The organism is Bacillus sp. F9_6S_D1_P_5, from assembly GCF_054823925.1.
In genome coordinates this window covers 78559-97793 of sequence record NZ_JBTREW010000003.1, presented here as the reverse complement: position 1 = coordinate 97793, position 19235 = coordinate 78559, and the positions used below count along the sequence as shown (strand labels likewise).

The 19235-nt window shown below is 35.0% G+C and carries 19 protein-coding genes and 1 pseudogene; all 20 read left to right on the top strand.

Features of this window, described 5'->3' with window-relative positions:
- Positions 1-21: 21 nt before the first annotated feature.
- The 20 genes and pseudogenes from ACUXEY_RS05170 (at position 22) to ACUXEY_RS05075 (ending at position 19069) form a co-directional block, all read left to right on the top strand.
- Positions 22-414, top strand: a complete 393-nt coding sequence (locus ACUXEY_RS05170; protein WP_000807630.1) for an Asp23/Gls24 family envelope stress response protein — start codon at positions 22-24, stop codon at positions 412-414.
- A 347-nt stretch (positions 415-761) separates the two neighbouring features.
- Entirely contained in the window at positions 762-1154 is a 393-nt protein-coding gene (gene nusB / locus ACUXEY_RS05165; RefSeq protein ID WP_000830249.1) for a N utilization substance protein NusB, read from the top strand.
- Positions 1155-1177: 23 nt separating this feature from the next.
- Complete coding sequence (folD, locus tag ACUXEY_RS05160) at positions 1178-2038, top strand: bifunctional methylenetetrahydrofolate dehydrogenase/methenyltetrahydrofolate cyclohydrolase FolD (protein WP_000226737.1); 861 nt, start codon at positions 1178-1180, stop codon at positions 2036-2038.
- A 26-nt stretch (positions 2039-2064) separates the two neighbouring features.
- Positions 2065-3423, top strand: a complete 1359-nt coding sequence (gene xseA, locus ACUXEY_RS05155; RefSeq protein ID WP_166701843.1) for an exodeoxyribonuclease VII large subunit — start codon at positions 2065-2067, stop codon at positions 3421-3423.
- Positions 3413-3643, top strand: coding sequence for an exodeoxyribonuclease VII small subunit (gene xseB / locus ACUXEY_RS05150; RefSeq protein ID WP_000428423.1), 231 nt, complete (start codon positions 3413-3415; stop codon positions 3641-3643). The genes xseA and xseB overlap by 11 nt, the downstream gene beginning before the upstream one ends.
- On the top strand, positions 3643-4533 hold the full coding sequence (gene ispA, locus ACUXEY_RS05145; RefSeq protein ID WP_429599985.1) for a (2E,6E)-farnesyl diphosphate synthase: 891 nt from the start codon (positions 3643-3645) through the stop codon (positions 4531-4533). Before xseB ends, ispA begins: the two co-directional genes overlap by 1 nt.
- A 303-nt stretch (positions 4534-4836) precedes the next feature.
- Positions 4837-6729: a 1-deoxy-D-xylulose-5-phosphate synthase gene (gene dxs / locus ACUXEY_RS05140; protein ID WP_166701845.1), complete on the top strand. Its 1893-nt coding sequence runs from the start codon at positions 4837-4839 to the stop codon at positions 6727-6729.
- Positions 6730-6732: 3 nt separating this feature from the next.
- Positions 6733-7572 (top strand): TlyA family RNA methyltransferase, encoded by an 840-nt coding sequence (locus ACUXEY_RS05135; protein WP_166701846.1) that lies wholly within the window; start codon positions 6733-6735, stop codon positions 7570-7572.
- 142 nt (positions 7573-7714) lie between these two features.
- Positions 7715-8164 (top strand): arginine repressor ArgR, encoded by a 450-nt coding sequence (gene argR / locus ACUXEY_RS05130; protein ID WP_001032581.1) that lies wholly within the window; start codon positions 7715-7717, stop codon positions 8162-8164.
- A 267-nt stretch (positions 8165-8431) separates the two neighbouring features.
- Positions 8432-10171, top strand: coding sequence for a DNA repair protein RecN (recN, locus tag ACUXEY_RS05125; RefSeq protein WP_166701847.1), 1740 nt, complete (start codon positions 8432-8434; stop codon positions 10169-10171).
- Positions 10172-10289: 118 nt separating this feature from the next.
- On the top strand, positions 10290-11588 hold the full coding sequence (gene spoIVB, locus ACUXEY_RS05120; RefSeq protein WP_166701848.1) for a SpoIVB peptidase: 1299 nt from the start codon (positions 10290-10292) through the stop codon (positions 11586-11588).
- A 287-nt stretch (positions 11589-11875) separates the two neighbouring features.
- Positions 11876-12670 (top strand): sporulation transcription factor Spo0A, encoded by a 795-nt coding sequence (gene spo0A, locus ACUXEY_RS05115; RefSeq protein ID WP_033686380.1) that lies wholly within the window; start codon positions 11876-11878, stop codon positions 12668-12670.
- Between the two features lie 153 nt (positions 12671-12823).
- The gene (locus ACUXEY_RS05110; protein WP_461300226.1) at positions 12824-13483 is read left to right on the top strand and encodes a tyrosine-type recombinase/integrase; all 660 of its coding nucleotides are present in this window, start codon (positions 12824-12826) and stop codon (positions 13481-13483) included.
- Positions 13484-13494: 11 nt separating this feature from the next.
- The gene (locus ACUXEY_RS05105) at positions 13495-14751 is read left to right on the top strand and encodes a WXG100 family type VII secretion target (RefSeq protein WP_461300225.1); all 1257 of its coding nucleotides are present in this window, start codon (positions 13495-13497) and stop codon (positions 14749-14751) included.
- A gap of 36 nt (positions 14752-14787) precedes the next feature.
- Positions 14788-15357, top strand: a complete 570-nt coding sequence (locus ACUXEY_RS05100) for an imm11 family protein (RefSeq protein ID WP_097852509.1) — start codon at positions 14788-14790, stop codon at positions 15355-15357.
- Between the two features lie 139 nt (positions 15358-15496).
- Positions 15497-15949: a YrhA family protein gene (locus ACUXEY_RS05095; protein WP_000265782.1), complete on the top strand. Its 453-nt coding sequence runs from the start codon at positions 15497-15499 to the stop codon at positions 15947-15949.
- Between the two features lie 19 nt (positions 15950-15968).
- Complete coding sequence (locus tag ACUXEY_RS05090; protein ID WP_097852508.1) at positions 15969-16427, top strand: SMI1/KNR4 family protein; 459 nt, start codon at positions 15969-15971, stop codon at positions 16425-16427.
- A gap of 271 nt (positions 16428-16698) precedes the next feature.
- Positions 16699-16935, top strand: coding sequence for a GntR family transcriptional regulator (locus ACUXEY_RS05085; RefSeq protein ID WP_098270482.1), 237 nt, complete (start codon positions 16699-16701; stop codon positions 16933-16935).
- Between the two features lie 241 nt (positions 16936-17176).
- Positions 17177-17275, top strand: a pseudogene (locus ACUXEY_RS05080) (sporulation initiation factor Spo0A C-terminal domain-containing protein); the annotation flags it as partial.
- 267 nt (positions 17276-17542) lie between these two features.
- Entirely contained in the window at positions 17543-19069 is a 1527-nt protein-coding gene (locus ACUXEY_RS05075) for a glycosyltransferase family protein (protein ID WP_429599974.1), read from the top strand.
- Positions 19070-19235 lie beyond the last annotated feature (166 nt).

Genomic DNA, 19235 nt, shown 5'->3' with positions numbered 1-19235 from the left:
ACATTAAAGGAGGTTTTTTTCATGGCTGAACATATGTTAGATATGGGTCAAGATACAACTCTTGGTAAAGTAGAAATTGCACCAGAAGTAATTGAAGTAATTGCAGGTATTGCAGCTGCTGAGGTAGAAGGTGTAGCGGCAATGCGTGGTAATTTTGCTACAGACGTTGTTGAGAAGTTAGGTAAGAAAAATCATGGTAAAGGTGTAAAGGTTGAATTAGCAAACGAAGATATTATCGTTGACCTTTATGTTGTGATGTATTTTGGCGTAGCAATTCCAGTTGTTGCACAAAAGATTCAAGACAACATTCGCCAAGCACTCTTTACAATGACAGGACTTGAGCCAAAAGAAGTGAATGTTCACATCGTTGGCGTAACATTCGAAACACAAAAAACAGAAATCGAACCAGTGTAAGAATGAAAAAGGTGCCTAGTAACATAGGCATCTTTTTTAACGTTTCATTTCTTCACAAATTAAAACCCTCTAATTATTATACTATTTCAAAAAAAAAGAAATTAAAAAGAAAATGTTTCGTTTTTCCAAAAAACGTACATTGTGATAAGATATGGAACTTGAAGTTAATCTTTTTATTATTTTTCAGCCTTGTAACCCGTGTATCAAATGATAAATTGTGTTATTATCATTGTATTATAAGGTTGGAAAATCAATGAAAACTGTAAGAGTAAGTGAATTGACGGCTTATAAATTATAATAATATAACAAAGCATAAGGAAAGACTTGAAGCATAAAGGAGAGTTACAATGAAACGTAGGACGGCTAGAGAAAGAGCGATGCAAGCATTATATCAAATGGATATTACAGGTGAATTAGAACCGAAAGTAGCGGTGGAAAACACGCTAGATGAAGGTGAAGAAACAAATGAGTTTCTAGAATCACTTGTAGTAGGTTTTGTAGAAAATAAAGAAGTAATTGATGAAGCGATTCGTCAAAACTTAAAAAAATGGAAGCTAGAGCGTATTAGTATTGTGGATCGCAGTATTTTACGTGTAGCTGTGTATGAAATGAAATACATGGAAGAAATTCCACACAACGTAACAATTAACGAGGCAATTGAAATTGCTAAAACATTTGGGGATGAGGAATCTCGTCGTTTTATTAACGGCGTTTTATCTAATATAAAAGATACACTGTAATTTCTTTAAGGGGGAATCTTAAAATGGTAGCAGTAATCATCAAAGGAAATGAAGTTGCGGAGAAAAAACGAGCACAATTAACAGAAGAAGTTGTGAAGTTGAAAGAGCAAGGAATTGTACCAGGATTAGCAGTTATTCTAGTTGGAGAAGATCCAGCATCTCGTTCTTATGTAAAAGGAAAAGAAAAGGGCTGTGAACAAGTAGGAATCTATTCAGAGCTAATTGAACTTCCTGAAACAATTACGGAAGAGCGTTTGCTTGCTGAAATCGATCGCTTAAATGGCGATGACCGTATAAATGGCATATTAGTGCAATTACCTTTACCAAAACATATTGAAGAAAAAGCTATCATTGAAAGAATTTCACCAGAAAAAGATGTAGATGGATTTCACCCAATCAGCGTGGGACGTATGATGACGGGACAAGATACATTCCTTCCATGTACACCGCACGGTATTGTAGAATTAGTAAAAGAAACAAATCTTGATATCTCGGGAAAACATGTTGTAGTAATCGGAAGAAGTAATATTGTCGGCAAGCCAGTGGGACAATTGTTCTTAAATGAAAATGCAACTGTCACATACTGTCATTCTAAGACGCAAAATATGAAAGAGTTAACGAAGCTAGCTGATATTTTAATCGTAGCTGTTGGACGACCTAAGATGGTAACAGCTGATTATATGAAAGAAGGAGCGGTTGTAATCGATGTTGGTGTAAACCGTTTAGAAACAGGTAAACTTTGTGGTGATGTTGACTTTGACAACGTGTTAGATGTTGCGGGTTACATTACACCTGTGCCAAAGGGTGTTGGTCCAATGACAATCACAATGCTTCTTCATAATACTGTTGAATCGGCTAAACGTGCAGGTGTTGTTTGTAAATAATTTGAGTCGGCTATGAGGAGAGAGAAATGGAGAAACAATATTTAACCGTTACAGCGTTAACACGCTATATAAAAACAAAAATAGAATATGATCCGCATTTGCAGTCTGTTTGGTTAAAAGGTGAAATTTCCAACTTTAAAAATCATAGCCGTGGCCACATGTATTTTACATTGAAAGATGAAAATGCAAGAATCGCAGCGGTTATGTTTGCGGGTCATAATCGTAATATTAAATTCAGACCTGAAAATGGGATGAAGGTACTCGTGAAAGGGAAAATCTCTGTTTACGAGGCGAGTGGTTCTTATCAAATTTACATTCAAGACATGCAGCCTGACGGAATCGGAAACCTGCATTTAGCTTACGAACAATTAAAGGTTCGTTTAGAGGAAGAAGGATTATTTTCTCAAGTTTATAAAAAAACAATTCCTCCTTATGCGAAAACAATAGGTGTGATTACGTCGCCAACAGGGGCAGCGATTCGTGATATTATAACAACGATTAAACGTCGTTATCCAATTGGAAATGTTATTGTGTTTCCGGTACTTGTACAGGGGGAGTCAGCAGCTCCCTCAATTGTACAAGCGATTCGTACAGCGAATGAAATGGAAGAGATAGATGTCCTAATCGTTGGGCGCGGCGGAGGCTCTATTGAGGAATTATGGGCGTTTAATGAAGAAATGGTTGCAAGGGCCATTTTCAAGAGCGAAATCCCTATTATTTCAGCAGTAGGTCATGAAACAGACTTTACAATTGCGGATTTTGTTGCCGATTTACGAGCGCCAACACCAACTGCAGCAGCTGAGCTGGCAGCGCCTAATATTATAGAGTTACAAGAAAAGGTATTGCAAAGAACTCTAAGATTGCAAAGGGCAATGAGAGAGTTAGTACATAAAAAAGAAGAAAAACTACAAGTATTGCAAAAATCTTATGCGTTCCGTTATCCAAGACAAGTCTATGAGCAAAAAGAAGAGCAATTGGATAGAGCGTTAGAACAGCTTGTTTTAGCGAAAGAACGCTATATTGATAAAAAGGTAAATCAGTTAAAACAGCTTTCATTTTATTTAGAGAAGCACCACCCATCTCAAAAGATTATGCAAACGAAGGTAGCGGTTGAAACTTTGCAAAAGCAATTGCAACGTGAAATGCAAACATTACTTCAAACGAAAGAATTTGCCTTTGTAAGAGCTGCTCAAAAACTTGAAGCGTTAAGTCCGCTTAAAGTAATGATGAGAGGGTACGGGCTTGTATATGATGAAGAGAAGCAAGTGTTAAAAAGTGTGAAAGATGTCAGCCTTGGAGATGCTGTTTCAGTTCAATTACAAGATGGAATACTAGATTGTAGCGTATCAGGCATAGAGGAGCGTGAATTGAATAATGGAGAATAAATTAAGCTTTGAAGAGGCAATTTCGCAACTTGAGCATCTCGTTTCTAAGCTAGAGCAAGGTGACGTACCTTTAGAAGAAGCAATTTCTTATTTTAAAGAGGGTATGGAATTATCTAAGCTTTGTGATGAGAAGTTGAAGAACGTACAAGAACAAATGGCAGTTATTCTTGGGGAAGATGGAGAGCTTGAACCGTTTACTGCTTTAGGAGATGAAGCATAGTGACTGTTGCTTTTGATACTTTTTTGAAAGAAAGTAAAACTTTCGTAGAAGAGAAGCTTGTAAGCTATGCAAATGAATTACAATGTCCAAATGTACTTCGTGAAGCGATGGCATATTCTTTGGAAGCGGGTGGAAAGCGTCTCCGCCCGTTACTTTTATTTGCGACATTACAAGCGTTTGGTAAAGAAAGAAATCTTGGAGTAGGTGCAGCCTGTGCACTTGAAATGATACATACATACTCGTTAGTTCATGATGATTTACCTTGTATGGATGATGATGATTTAAGAAGAGGGAAGCCCACAAATCATAAAGTATTTGGTGAAGCGATGGCAGTTTTAGCAGGCGATGGTTTGTTGACGTATGCTTTTCAAGTTATTATGGCATATGAACAAAAGGAAATCTCTGCTGAGAAAAAGGTAAGACTTGTACTTGAGCTTGCAAAAGCAGCGGGACCAGAAGGAATGGTTGGCGGACAAGTGGCAGATATGGAAGCGGAAGGGAAACAACTTACGATTGATGAGTTGGAGTATATCCATAAGCATAAGACTGGGAAACTACTTGAATTCGCTGTACTTGCTGGATCAATCCTTTCTGATGCCACAAAAGAACAAGAAGAAAAGTTACTTGCGTTTGCAAAATATATTGGCCTAGCTTTCCAAATTCGAGATGATATTTTAGATGTGGAAGGAACCGAAGAAGAGATTGGAAAACCGATTGGTAGTGATGTTTCCAACGAAAAGAGCACATATACGACGTTATTTACTGTAGATAGAGCGAAGGATATTTTAGAAGACACTATTGCAAAAGCAAAAGATGCTATCGGTTCCTTGCAATTACAAGATGAATATTTACTATCTATTTGCGATTTGATTGCAAAACGTAATAACTAATATAACAGCGTTTTCATTTGTTGAGTCATTCATCATTTTATGATATAAATGTAGGAAAAGGTTTTTCTTTTCTTGTTATTGGCAAAAATATATGTAGATTACATTGCCGTTATCACTTCGTGTTAGCGGCTATTTTTTTCATCGCCTAAAGAAATATGGTTTATAATAGGATTAGGGCGCAATAGACTGGTTAATAGCAGGACAAGGTGAAAAATAAAAAAAAGAGAATTTCTTGTTTTGTGTAAATGTTTTTTATAATATTTGACATGTTGACAGATTATGAAATGAAAGTGAGTGATCCATGTGGATCTAACGCAAATTCAAAACCCTAGTTTTTTGAAAGATATGTCTATCAGTGAACTAGAGGGATTGAGTGAGGATATTCGTAAGTTTTTAATTGAAGAGCTCTCTCAAACAGGTGGACATATTGCACCTAATTTAGGTGTGGTAGAACTCACAATTGCTCTGCATAAATTATTTGATAGTCCGAAAGATAAATTTTTATGGGACGTAGGACATCAATCCTATGTACATAAAATTTTAACTGGACGTGCAAAAGAGTTCGGTACATTAAGGCAATATCAAGGTCTATGTGGTTTCCCAAAACGTTGCGAGAGTGAGCACGATGTATGGGAGACTGGCCATAGCTCGACATCATTATCTGCTGCGATGGGAATGGCTCTAGCACGTGATTTAAAGAAAACGAAAGAATATGTTATACCGATCATTGGTGATGGTGCTTTAACAGGTGGAATGGCTTTAGAGGCATTAAACCATATTGGACATGAAAAAACAGACATGATTGTTATTTTGAATGATAATGAAATGTCAATTGCACCAAACGTTGGTGCGCTTCATAATGTACTTGGACGTCTACGTACCGCAGGAAAATACCATTGGGTAAAAGACGAATTAGAGTATATATTGAAGAAAATTCCGGCAGTTGGTGGGAAAGTTGCTGCAACAGCAGAGAAAATAAAGGATAGTCTTAAATATTTACTAGTATCCGGTGTCTTTTTCGAAGAGTTAGGCTTTACGTATTTAGGTCCAGTCGATGGGCACGATTATGAAAAGTTATTCGAAACGTTGCAATATGCAAAGAAAACAAAAGGCCCAGTGCTTGTTCATGTTATTACGAAAAAAGGAAAAGGTTACAAACCAGCTGAGAGTGATGTTATTGGAACTTGGCATGGAACAGGACCTTATAAAATTGAATCAGGTGACTTCGTTAAACCGAAAGAAGTTGCACCAGCATGGAGTGCTGTTGTTAGTGAAACAGTACTTAAATTAGCGAGAACGGATGAGCGTATCGTTGCAATTACACCTGCAATGCCTGTTGGATCGAAACTTGAGAAATTCCAAAAAGAATTCCCAGATCGTATGATTGATGTAGGTATTGCAGAACAGCATGCTACAACAATGGCAGCAGGTATGGCGACGCAAGGTATGAAGCCATTCTTAGCGATTTATTCAACATTCTTACAAAGAGCATATGACCAAGTTGTTCATGATATATGCCGCCAAAATTTAAATGTTTTCATCGGAATCGATCGCTCTGGTTTAGTAGGAGCAGATGGTGAGACGCATCAAGGTGTATTTGATATCTCATTCTTACGCCACTTGCCGAATATGGTACTTATGATGCCGAAAGACGAAAATGAAGGGCAACATTTAGTATATACGGCGATGCAATATGAAGATGGACCAATCGCATTACGTTATGCGCGTGGTAATGGACTTGGTGTTCATATGGATGAGGAATTAAAGGCGATTCCAATCGGTTCATGGGAAACGTTAAAAGAAGGTAAACAAGCGGCTATTTTAACATTTGGTACGACAATACCAATGGCAATGGAAGCGGCTGAGCGTCTTGAAAAGGCTGGAGTTTCAGTGAAAGTAGTGAACGCTCGCTTTATTAAACCGATGGATGAAGCATATTTACATGATCTCTTAGGAAAAAATATACCGATTTTAACGATTGAAGAAGCTTGTTTAATCGGTGGTTTTGGAACGGGAGTAGTTGAATTTGCATCTGAGAACGGGTACCATAGTGCATTAATTGAACGAATGGGTATTCCAGACCGTTTCATAGAGCACGGTAGTGTAACAAAATTATTAGAAGAAATTGGTTTAACGACAGATGCTGTTGTAGACCGTATTCATACAATGATTCCATCAAAACAAAAAAGGGCGTAACAAATGAGTGCAAAAAAAGAAAGAGTAGATGTACTATTAGTAGAGCGAGGGCTTATAGAAACACGTGAGAAAGCAAAACGCGCCATTATGGCCGGCCTTGTATATGCAAACGAGATGAGACTGGATAAGCCAGGAGAGAAAATCCCACAAGATACAGAGATTACGGTAAAGGGACAAGTTATGCCGTATGTAAGCCGTGGTGGTTATAAACTTGAAAAGGCATTAGAGTCATTTCATCTGAATTTACAAGATAAAGTTATGATAGATATTGGTTCATCAACTGGTGGCTTTACCGATTGTGCGCTTCAAAATGGAGCGAAATTATCTTATGCATTAGATGTAGGATACAATCAACTTGCTTGGAAATTGCGTCAAGATGAGCGTGTTGTCGTAATGGAACGAACAAACTTCCGTTACGTAACGCCAGCAGATTTAGAACGTGGTTTACCGCAATTTGCTAGTATCGATGTGTCATTTATATCATTAAAGCTTATATTGCCGGTTTTAAAAACAATGCTTATGCCAAATGGAGATGTAGCAGCGTTAATTAAACCGCAGTTTGAAGCTGGAAGAGAGCAAGTTGGTAGAAAAGGTATCGTCCGTGATCGAAAAGTACATGAGGCTGTCGTGGAAATGATTGTCGACTTTGCTATAAAAGAAGGATACGACGTAGAAGGTTTAACATTCTCACCAATTACAGGTGGGGATGGTAATATTGAATTTTTAATTCATCTGAAATGGCATGGTGAACGTGAGAATGGCGAAAATCATTCTCCGGTTTCTGTTGAGCAAGTAGTTACAGAGGCGCATGATGTCCTAAAACAAAAAGGTAAAGGGGAATAACATATGTTGTTCCTCTTTTTGTTGTAATTGTATAATGATTGTAAAAACAATTGTGTACAAGTAACGAATTATAAGTTAACATAAATAAGTGAAGTATACCAATGTTTAAACTATGGTAAGAGATAGTGTGAGGTGCAAATGTATGAATAAAGGTCAGCGCCATATTAAAATCAGGGAAATTATTGCGAACAAAGAAATTGAAACACAAGATGAATTAGTTGATATTTTACGTAATGAGGGATTTAATGTAACGCAAGCAACAGTATCGCGCGATATTAAAGAACTGCACTTAGTGAAAGTGCCATTACATGATGGTCGCTATAAATATAGCTTGCCAGCAGATCAACGATTTAACCCGTTACAAAAATTAAAACGCAATCTAGTGGATTCATTTGTAAAATTAGACACGGCAGGACATATGCTTGTGCTAAAAACATTGCCTGGTAACGCTCATTCACTTGGGGCACTTATTGATCATTTAGAGTGGGATGAGATCATCGGAACCATCTGTGGTGATGATACTTGCTTAATTATTTGCCGCACACCTGAAGATACAGGTGTTGTCTCTGATCGTTTCTTAAATATGCTGTAACAAAAAAATCTTGTTTGCTTTCCTCTGTAAAGTGGAAAGTGAACAGGATATTTTTATTGGTTAAAAACGTGAATTCTTAATTGTAATATAATATTTTCTTTGAATAAAATTAGGAAATAGGTGGATTGACCCGTAAAACAAATGTTTGGTACAATGGAGCGGTTAGAAAAGTAATTTATACATACAAACATATAGTATGACTATTTGAATAAAGAACTGAGAAAAGCCCTGAATAGGGGATTAGTTTATAACGAGGTGAATGGGGCATTGTTATCGGAATTATCGATTAGAAACTTTGCTATTATTGAGGCATTAAATATTTCTTTTCAAAAAGGATTAACGGTTTTAAGTGGGGAAACAGGAGCCGGAAAATCGATTATTATTGATGCGATTAGTTTACTTGTAGGTGGTCGTGGTTCAGCGGAATTCGTTCGATACGGAACAGAAAAAGCTGAGATAGAGGGGCTATTTTATGTAGAAGATGATAAGCATCCGTGTATTGAAAAGGCAGAAGAGTTGGACATAGAAATTGAAGACGGCATGATTATTTTGAAGCGTGATATCGCTGCAAATGGAAAAAGCGTATGTCGTGTAAATGGGAAATTGGTTACCCTTAGTATATTAAAGGAAATTGGAAAAACACTTGTTGATATTCATGGTCAGCACGAAACACAAGATTTAATGAATGAAGAGCGTCATCTATTTATGCTTGATCATTTTGATGGAGATCGTATTGTTAAACAATTGGGTATATACCAAAACGTATACGCTGACTATGAGAAGCTAAAAAAACAGTTAAAATCGTTAAGTGAAAATGAACAACAAATGGCGCATCGCTTAGATTTAATTCAATTTCAGCATGAAGAAATCCGTAAGGCGGATTTAAAGATGGATGAAGAAAATGAATTAACTGAAGAACGATTGCAAATTTCTAATTTCGAAAAAATTTACAAAGCATTAGGCGATGCATATCGCTCGTTAAGTGCTGACGGACAAGGATTAGATAATGTACGAAGCGCAATGGGGCAAATGGAGAGTATTACACATTTAGATGAAATGTATCAAGAAAATCATGATTCAATTGCAAATAGCTATTACTTATTAGAAGAAGTCGCGTATCAACTAAGAGAAAAGCTCGATATGATGGAATATGATCCGAATCGTTTAGATGAAATTGAAACGCGTTTAAATGAAATTCGTATGCTAAAGAGAAAATATGGAAATACTGTAGAAGAGATTTTAGCGTATGCTGATAAAATTGAACAAGAAATTTTTACGATTGAAAATAAAGACGTTCATATTGAGACGACGAAGAAGCAGTTAAAGGAATTAGAAAGTGTTATTCTGAAAGAAGCAACGTTGTTAAGTAATATGCGTCATGAACTTGCAGAGCATCTTACAAATGCCATTCATCAGGAATTAAAAGAATTATATATGGAAAAAACAAAATTTGAAGTGAGAATCATGAAGAGAGAAGGAAATGCGGAAGAGCCTCTTGTGGAGGGAGCACCGGTAAGACTTACGGCGGATGGTTACGATCATGTGGAATTTTATATTTCAACCAATCCAGGCGAGCCGTTAAAACCACTTTCAAAGGTCGCTTCTGGCGGAGAGTTATCTCGTATTATTTTAGCTTTAAAAAGCATTTTTTCTAAGCACCAAGGTGTGGCGTCAGTTATTTTTGATGAGGTGGATACTGGTGTAAGTGGCCGGGTCGCACAGGCTATTGCGGAAAAAATTTATCGAGTATCAGTAAACTCACAAGTACTTTGTATTACGCACTTACCTCAAGTCGCTTCAATGGCAGATTCGCATTTATTTATTCGAAAACAAGTAGCGAATGATCGAACAATTACATCAGTTACCGTTTTAACTATGGAGGATAAAGTAACAGAAATAGCTCGAATGATTTCTGGTGTGGAAATTACAGATTTAACGACAGAACATGCGAAAGAACTACTTACGCAAGCGCATCATTTTAAACAGACAGCAGAGGCTATCCAGTAATGGATAGCTTTTTTTCTCAAAAGATGATTTCTTAATTCTTCCGGTTATAAATAAAGCACTGCAAGGAGAGATTAAAAAGTGAAGCCAAGAGGCTGAATGTGGGGTAGGAGCGAGGAGAGTGAACAAATTGAAATTAGAAAGATTTCGCAAAATAATAGGTATTTTTCTCCTTGTTTCTTTAGTTTTTATAGGGTGTTTTAAACCGCTTCGGACGTTTATTTCGTCCCCGAAGCAACTTGTTGTTTTTGAAGGACAACAATCAGAAATAGCTTCATTACCAGTGTTTCAAGCTTCATCTACAGATCGTCATGTATTTACAGTAAGTTCAAATGAACAAAAACAAGGACTTATGGTAAATTCTCATCAAAATGGTGAAGCGGATATGGTGTTTCAACTTGCTGGTTTTCCAGTAAAAAAAGTAAATGTGAAAGTATTAAAAGATTTCAAAGTTATTCCAGGTGGACAATCAATTGGTGTGAAGTTAAACACAAAAGGGGTACTTGTTGTAGGCCATCATTTAATTCAAACTGAAAAAGGGAAAGTATCTCCTGGTGAAACGGCTGGTGTGCAAATTGGGGATATGATTACTGAAATTAATGGGAAAACAATTGAAAGAATGAGTGATGTAGCACCATTTATTCATAATAGTGGTGAAACAGGTGAACCGCTTAATCTTGTTTTGTTAAGAGATGGAAAACATATCCGCACAAAGTTAACACCACAAAAAGACAGTGGAGAATCGTCTTATCGTATTGGTTTATATATTCGTGATTCGGCAGCTGGAATCGGAACAATGACATTTGTTCATCCGGATTCTATGAAATATGGAGCACTTGGTCATGTCATTTCTGATAACGATACGAAAAAACCGATTCAAGTCGAAGATGGACAAATTATGCGTTCGACAGTTACATCAATTGAAAGAGGTAGTCATGGGAATCCAGGAGAGAAATTAGCGAGATTCTCACCAGATCGTGAAGTGATTGGCAATATTACAATAAATAGTCCATTTGGTATTTTTGGCAAATTGAATACAAATATGACAAATGGCGTAATGGATAAAGCAATGCCTATTGCACTATCTCATCAAGTAAAAGAGGGACCTGCAAAAATATTAACAGTTATTGATCAAGATAAAGTGGAATCGTTTGATATTGAAGTTGTTAGTACAGTACCGCAAAAGTTTCCGGCGACAAAGGGCATGGTAATAAAAGTAACAGACAAACGTTTATTAGCAAAAACGGGTGGAATCGTACAAGGGATGAGCGGAAGTCCAATTGTACAAAACGGGAAAGTAATTGGTGCTGTTACACATGTATTTGTAAATGATCCAACATCAGGATATGGTGTCCATATTGAATGGATGTTACATGAGGCTGGAATTAACATTTATGAACAAGAAAGAAAAGCGAGCTAATTAATAATTAGCTCGCTTTTCTATTGAAAAATTCGTTGAAATTTTGTAAAAGCTCCGCAAGAGGTGTTTTTTGTTGTAAAATAAAAGAAAAGGGTTGAACGTTTCGTTGTATTTCTATGATGGAATGTGTTGCGAAAGGGAATAAATGAACGATAAACATATTTTTTTGTGATTTTATCGGAAAGTAACAAACTTTAAAAGGGAATTTTCACACAATTGTCGAACAATTCATGTAGCCTAGAAGGATACACATGTCGGAGAATCGATTCGGTAAGGGAGGAAAAGCTGTGGAGAAAATTAAAGTATGTCTTGTGGATGATAATAAAGAATTAGTATCAATGCTAGAGAGTTATGTTGCTGCTCAAGATGATATGGAAGTAATCGGTACTGCTTATAATGGTCAAGAGTGTTTAAATTTATTAAAAGACAAGCAGCCGGATGTACTTGTTTTAGACATTATTATGCCACATTTAGATGGTTTAGCTGTACTAGAGAAAATGCGACATATTGAAAGGCTAAGACAGCCTAGCGTAATTATGTTAACAGCATTTGGACAAGAAGATGTGACGAAAAAAGCAGTTGACTTAGGTGCTTCATATTTCATATTAAAACCATTTGATATGGAGAATTTAACGAGTCATATTCGTCAAGTAAGCGGTAAAGCGAACGCTACTATTAAACGTCCACTTCCATCTTTCCGTTCAGCAACGACAATAGATGGAAAGCCGAAAAACTTAGATGCAAGCATTACGAGTATCATTCATGAAATTGGTGTGCCTGCTCATATTAAAGGATATATGTACTTAAGGGAAGCAATCTCTATGGTGTACAACGATATCGAATTACTTGGATCTATTACGAAAGTATTGTATCCAGATATTGCAAAGAAATATAATACAACAGCAAGCCGTGTTGAGCGAGCAATCCGTCACGCAATTGAAGTAGCATGGAGTCGTGGGAATATTGATTCTATTTCGTCTTTATTCGGTTATACAGTATCCATGTCAAAAGCAAAACCTACGAACTCTGAGTTCATCGCAATGGTTGCGGATAAGCTGAGACTTGAACATAAGGCTTCGTAAATGTTGATATAACAGTATTTTTGATTGTTTAGTGGTAATGTAAAGTTACCAACAAACTTCTTTTCGTACCAACAAATAATGTTAATGCATTTTAATAAACACCGTCTTTTATTGGTTTGTAAATCAAACTAATGAGAGGCGGTGTTTTTTGTTTTGACTGAATTTGAATTACAGCTAGATAATTTTATGTTGTATTGTTCAAGTAAAAACTTATCGATTAAAACGCTGAAAAGCTATGACCAGACACTAAATTTATTTTTATTGTACATGAGAGAGACGTATCAAATAGAGGAAGCGGGAAAAATAAAGGCCGTACACATTCGGCAGTATATTAAGTATTTAAAGGAACGTGGAAAGTACACCGTAGCTTCTACAACAATAGCCAATGATATTAATCGCCCGCATAACCGGACGGATTACAAAAAGCCACTAAGCGATACAACGATTGCTAACTATTTACGTAATATCAAAGTGTTTTTTAATTTTTTATTTCAGGTAGAACGAGAAATTAAAATAAATCCTGTCGAAAGCATTCAAAATATTAAACCGAAACGTAAGCAAAAACCTTTGTTGACGGAAGATGAAATTATACGTGTATTAAGAGTTTTTGATGTTACCACATTTCATGGTTATCGTAATTGGATTGTTACTCGATTGCTACTGGATACAGGAATGAGAATATCAGAGTGTTTAGAGTTATGTCCTGAAAAGATTGATTTTAAGCATAAAGCAATTTTAATTGAGTACTCGAAAAATAAGCAGCAACGTTACACGTACTTCTCATTTAAAATGGCCAATGATTTAAAAAGGTAACGCCTGAACGGTTGGAACAATCAGCAAAGCTTGTTCTTGAAACTAAAAATAGGTTAGAACAGATACATAAAGATTTATATAACCAAACGGAATACGTAGCTTCAAAGTGGAATGGTGCAACAAGTCAAAGGTTTTATCAAATGTTTAATGAAACAAAACCGCAAATCTTTAATGTATTCCGGGAATTTGATAAGATTGCAGAAGAACTAATGCACGCTGCTGAAAAGTTTCGTAATGCTGATGAACTTTATGATGGTAATTTAGTTGAAGGTAATTTATCAGATGAAAAGGTAGAAGAAGGGGCAATGTGCGGCAAACCCTCTGAAAAATCTATGCTTAGAAAAATTTGGGACGGTATATACATTGGTTCTGGGCAAGTTATTGGGGAGATTGTAGAAGGATTTGATTCACTAGACGATACAGTAACAAAAGAAAATATTAAGTATGCTATAGGTCACCCCATAGAGACAACCTTTACTGCTTGGAATGCTGTTTCGGATTCGTTTATGAATGATTTTTGGCATGGTGATGCGGAAAGTCGTACAAAATGGGGAACAAGTATTTTTATGGGACTTGGATTGGGATGGCTTGGGGATAAAGGAATAAGTAAAGTAACTACACTTTCAAAAGGCACCAATCTAACAAAATTCTCAGAAGGTATCTCGTCCGTTTCGAATCAATTACCATTAAAAGAACGATTTGCATTTGCAGGTACTAGTGGCTTTGGTAGCAATCAGATAAAAACTTTTGAAGCTTTACAAGAAGCCCGTGATACATTTATGTTTTCTGAAACTGGTGGAAGAAGTAGAGTTAAAGGTGTACAAGAAGTAATAAAAGATTATGCGGATAAAGTTCTTGATAGAGTTGAAGTGAAAAATGAGTATCCTGATTCGTATACAGCATCTAAAATATTACGTGAAGAACTTAAGGATGCAGGGATTGAACCACCCCCATATTCTAATGCAGCACATCACTTGGTTCCTTGGAAGGATAACAAAGCTATTGAAGCACAAGAATTATTAGAAGAGTTTGGAATCCACCATGACTCTGCTGCTAATGGGGTATTTTTACCATATAAAGTGAATGATTATGTAACTACTGAAGCATTACATATCGGTAGTCATTCAGCAGAATATGCAGATGAAGTGGCTAGAGTGTTAAAAGAAGTTAAAGTATACGGTGGTACTCAAGCTGATGCTATTGCAGCCCTACATGACATAAGGATACGTTTGTTAGAGGGGAGTTTAAAATTAAATAAATCGAAATAATTTGTAAATATATTAAATCTCGAAGGAGAATAAAAAATGAAAATTTGGGAATTGAGAAGTTCGTTTGATGATTACCAGTCTTTCCAGCTATTGAAATATAAAGAGGATAAAAAATATTTTGAAGGGAAGTTCAACTCCACTGCAATTTTACTAGATTCATGGGGAGAAATATTTATTGAATGTATAGAAGGAGATAAACCTAGCGACTGTCCGCATTTTTGGGGGGAAACTGGTTCAATAATGATTAGTGAACAAGCAAAAAATTTATTAGAACCTTTAATAGGTGCTGATGTTGAGTTTCTTCCACTTGTTCATAATAAAACAAATGAAGTATATTATGTAGTCCATGTTTTAAATGTACTAGATGCAATTGATAGTAATAAAGCAATCTTTAAAAAATTAATCACAGGTTTAGTAATAGGATGTGAAAAATTCGCATTTATTCCTAACATTGTTCACAATGAAATGATTTTTAAAGTATATATAAATCAAAGAATCCATCCTACTTCCGTTTTTGTATCAGATGAATTTAGAAATGCAGTGTTAGAAAGTGATTTAAAAGGTTTTGAATTTATAGAGGTATGGGATTCAGAAACGGACATGTAAAAAAAGTCCTAAAATAACTGATAGGAGTTAGTAACATAGATGCAAAGGTTTCAGAAATTCTAAGAATGTTAAACAATTATGAGGGAAATGAAAAAGAAATTTTTGAACAGATTCAAGCTGAAGCAATGGTGAAATTTATATGTGGAAAAATCTGATTTTAGAAATTGAAGATATACTGAAAAGTGTTAATTTTAATCTGAACACACCAGCAACAGATACTGAAGTTCATAGATTAAGAGAACGTGTGAAAGAGAAATTTAATGTTGATTTACCGAGTGAATTTGAGGAGTTTATTAAAAACGTAAATGGTTTAGATTTTGGTGGACTAGTTATTTATGGAGTTGACCCTTCTTTACTAGAAACAGAAAGAAACGAACCGATTTGTGGATTTATAGACACGAATAAGATTTGGTATGAAAATGAATTTCAAAAAGAGTATCTTTTCTTTGGAGATTCAAGTATTGCTTGGTTTTGTAAAAACTTATCTGATGGTACTTGCTTAGAACTTGATAAACCATCTGGCACAGTGATGAAAACATATAATGATTTCAATACAATGCTTGAAGAAGCATTGAAAACAGCCCTTCTGTAATAAGGAGGTAGTAAAAATTATGTTTAACTTTTTGAAAAAACATATTGTAGCAGACGAAAGTATTAAATCTAATCAAACCCCTATTTTTTACCTTTTGCCAAAAGAAGAGATAGAGGAAGCAGAAGATTTATTAAAAATGAAATTCCCTAAAGAATTGAAAATTTTTTATAAAGAAATTGGTTATGGTTTTTTAGAGGCATCAAGTAAGTTCTTTTTTAACAGATTTATGGACCCATTTTCTGTTGCGGATTTTCGTTTGAGACAAGATATCTATGAATATGACCCTAATATAGATGGTGTAGATGATGAAGAATCATTGGTGTTTTTTGAAGTAACAGAACTTAGCTTTTTAACAATTAAATTTAAGCAGGAAAATGAATTAGGTCAATGTCCAATTTACTCTGAGGACGTAAAAATAGCGGATTCTTTAGAGGAGTTTTTAATTAAAATGGATGAAAATCCTGACTACTATATTTAATAGATATCAAGTCTATTTTTGTAGAGTGGTGCATTATTGGTTCATCCTTTTAAGAATTGTTTTCTAGCTTATGTAATTGCGAAGACGAATAATAATTACTTATGAATAACAAAAGTAAGACTTATGTGAATTACGCATAAGTCTTTTTAATATATATAGCCTACAGTTAAGGGGGGGTTATTGTTTTTATAGTAATTAATATGTACTATATGAAGTGTAAGGCACCATTAGTATGAGTGCTAAATGACAGAACAAGGGAAGGGGATTGCGGTTGGCACTGTTCAAACGCACTAACTTAGATAAAACAGAACTATTGTTACTATATATTATGAAAGAATTAGAAGCGGATAAAGCACCAGTAAAGTTATCTTATAACCAGTTACAAGACTATTTAAGGGCTAATCGTAATACAACATCAAAGGCAATAAAAGGACTAAAAGAACAGGGGCTATTGTTGGTTACAGTAGGACAGGGGAAAGCTTCAAATACGTACCAACTTAGACTATAGGAATAAGGATATAGTCGTAAATCAAGAAGCTGAATAGAGGGTAACGTGAAACAGTACGTGGATATCATTGAATTCTATTGACGTTTGCCCCTGTGAATATGTATTATATTCTTATACACATTAGTAATGTAATGTTACCAATGAATTAAGAAAAACGAAACCAATAAAGGGCGTGAAATTTAACGTATTTATTGGACGAAAAGAAAATGTTAGAAACGTATATATATCAACGTTTAAAGCTTTCGGTTATACAGTATCCATGTCAAAAGCAAAACCTACGAACTCTGAGTTCATCGCAATGGTTGCGGATAAGCTGAGACTTGAACATAAGGCTAGCTGAGATTTAAGTTTTAGTAAAGCTTAATAATTCTTGAAATTGATACTCAATATTAAATTTAAAACCAATGAACTTTTATTTAATGACCAATGAATGTTAGAATTCGTTGGTCTTTTTATTTGCTTTGATTTAAGGATTTTGAAGGAATACATATGTATATAAAAAATGCAGTGAAAATAGGGTGTGCACAGGAAATACGTAGGTTTGACATCATAATCTCTATAACGTATCATTGATTGGGAAAAGTTAGAAATATAGGAGAATGGATGAATGAATTTAACAAAAATAGTGAATCGAGCTTACCCAATCATTGTTATAACGGTGTTTTTATTTGTATTTTCAATGATAGTAAGTAAATTTTTTATCCCGAAAACAATTTTGATGAGTGGTGAATTTCCTTATCCGACTGAGGAGTATACTCCTGAAAAAGTCGGTGTTGTTATAGCGGTGACGTTGCTTTTATTTGCGCTTTTCTTTATGTATTATAAGTGGGTTATTAATAAAATGAAAAGAACACACACAAATATTATGATTACTTTAGGTAGTATAATCATTTTGATGATGGAAATATTTATTACTTCCATAGCATTTAACCCTGTTATAGGAGATTATGCCATCCTTAAACAAGGGATTGTCTCTGTGTTTAATGGAGATGATCAATTCTTAAAAATGGGACAGCTTCTATTTTATCCATATAATACACATATCGTATTATTAGGAGGATATTTTGCTAAATTGGTAGGAAGTGTAGATTTAGCGATAAAAATATTACCGATAGCCTGTATAACAGGTAGTATTATTTTAAATGTATTGATTGTAAGGAAAATTACAAACTTTAAAGTTGCTCACATATCGATCGTGTTATCTGTGCTAAACATTTTTATATATTGGCAGGCACCGGTTTTCTATACGCATACATTAGTAATATTTTTTATTTCAGCAACGATGTATACATATTTGTGCTTGAAAACGGCGGAAACAAAAAGAATGAAGATTATTTTATGGATTTTATTAGGGGTTTTCGCAGCTTGTACTTATATTATAAGACCAACAGCATTGGCTGTAGCTTTAGCGATTTTAATTGAAAATATTTTAAAGTTTCGTAAGGAATATTCTATAAAGGTGTTAAGTAGTGTTTTATTTTGTTTAATCCTTATTGTAAGTTTTAAAGGTATAACGACAAAGTTAAATCTCAGCACCGATAATGAAATTGAAAAAATTCCATTCACTCATTGGGTGAAAATGGGGCTGAACAAAGATACGTATGGTGTGTGGAATCAGGCAGATGCAGATTATATTGATGATGAAAACATAAAGAATACGAAGGATTTGAATGAACACAATAAAGAAGTTATAGTGCAGCGTTTCAGTGAACTTGGTGTAACGGGTTATGTACAACATTTAAATGAAAAAATAACTAGAGAATGGGTATCAAGTCAGTTCTCCATGTACCGTATTGGAGAATGGTTTGAGCAGAAGAATGACACGATAACTAATTACGTATCGAACTATAGTACAACGAATTATGAAATCGTTACTATATATTCGTATGTTATCAAATTATTCGTTTATGTAGCTGTTCTGGCGGCTATTATTCTTTATAAAAAGAAAGATGAAAATGAATCGGAAGTTATACGAATTGCGATGATTAGTACATTAGGAGTATTTACTTTCTTGTTACTATGGGAAACAGCTCCTCATTATACGTATGAAGCATTTGCATTTATGAATATTCCAGCTTCTTTAGGGTTGTATAAATTGTTTATGATTTTTAACAAAGAAAAGAAAAATGCATAATTTGAGTAATTGAAACGAGTAGTAAGAAACCCCTTCTTTTATTAAAAGAGGGGGTTTCATTTAATTGAATATAAATGTTTTGAGAAAAGATTACATGGAATCATAGTGCATCCGTTAAAGAATTTTAGCAGGGGAGTCATCCGTGATATAATAGAAAATAATAAAA

Coding starts and splice junctions, on each gene's coding strand:
- ACUXEY_RS05170 (WP_000807630.1), top strand. CDS start 22: ATGGCTGAACATATGTTAGATATGGGTCAAGATACAACTCTTGGTAAA.
- nusB (WP_000830249.1), top strand. CDS start 762: ATGAAACGTAGGACGGCTAGAGAAAGAGCGATGCAAGCATTATATCAA.
- folD (WP_000226737.1), top strand. CDS start 1,178: ATGGTAGCAGTAATCATCAAAGGAAATGAAGTTGCGGAGAAAAAACGA.
- xseA (WP_166701843.1), top strand. CDS start 2,065: ATGGAGAAACAATATTTAACCGTTACAGCGTTAACACGCTATATAAAA.
- xseB (WP_000428423.1), top strand. CDS start 3,413: ATGGAGAATAAATTAAGCTTTGAAGAGGCAATTTCGCAACTTGAGCAT.
- ACUXEY_RS05135 (WP_166701846.1), top strand. CDS start 6,733: ATGAGTGCAAAAAAAGAAAGAGTAGATGTACTATTAGTAGAGCGAGGG.
- argR (WP_001032581.1), top strand. CDS start 7,715: ATGAATAAAGGTCAGCGCCATATTAAAATCAGGGAAATTATTGCGAAC.
- ACUXEY_RS05100 (WP_097852509.1), top strand. CDS start 14,788: ATGAAAATTTGGGAATTGAGAAGTTCGTTTGATGATTACCAGTCTTTC.
- ACUXEY_RS05095 (WP_000265782.1), top strand. CDS start 15,497: ATGTGGAAAAATCTGATTTTAGAAATTGAAGATATACTGAAAAGTGTT.
- ACUXEY_RS05090 (WP_097852508.1), top strand. CDS start 15,969: ATGTTTAACTTTTTGAAAAAACATATTGTAGCAGACGAAAGTATTAAA.
- ACUXEY_RS05075 (WP_429599974.1), top strand. CDS start 17,543: ATGAATTTAACAAAAATAGTGAATCGAGCTTACCCAATCATTGTTATA.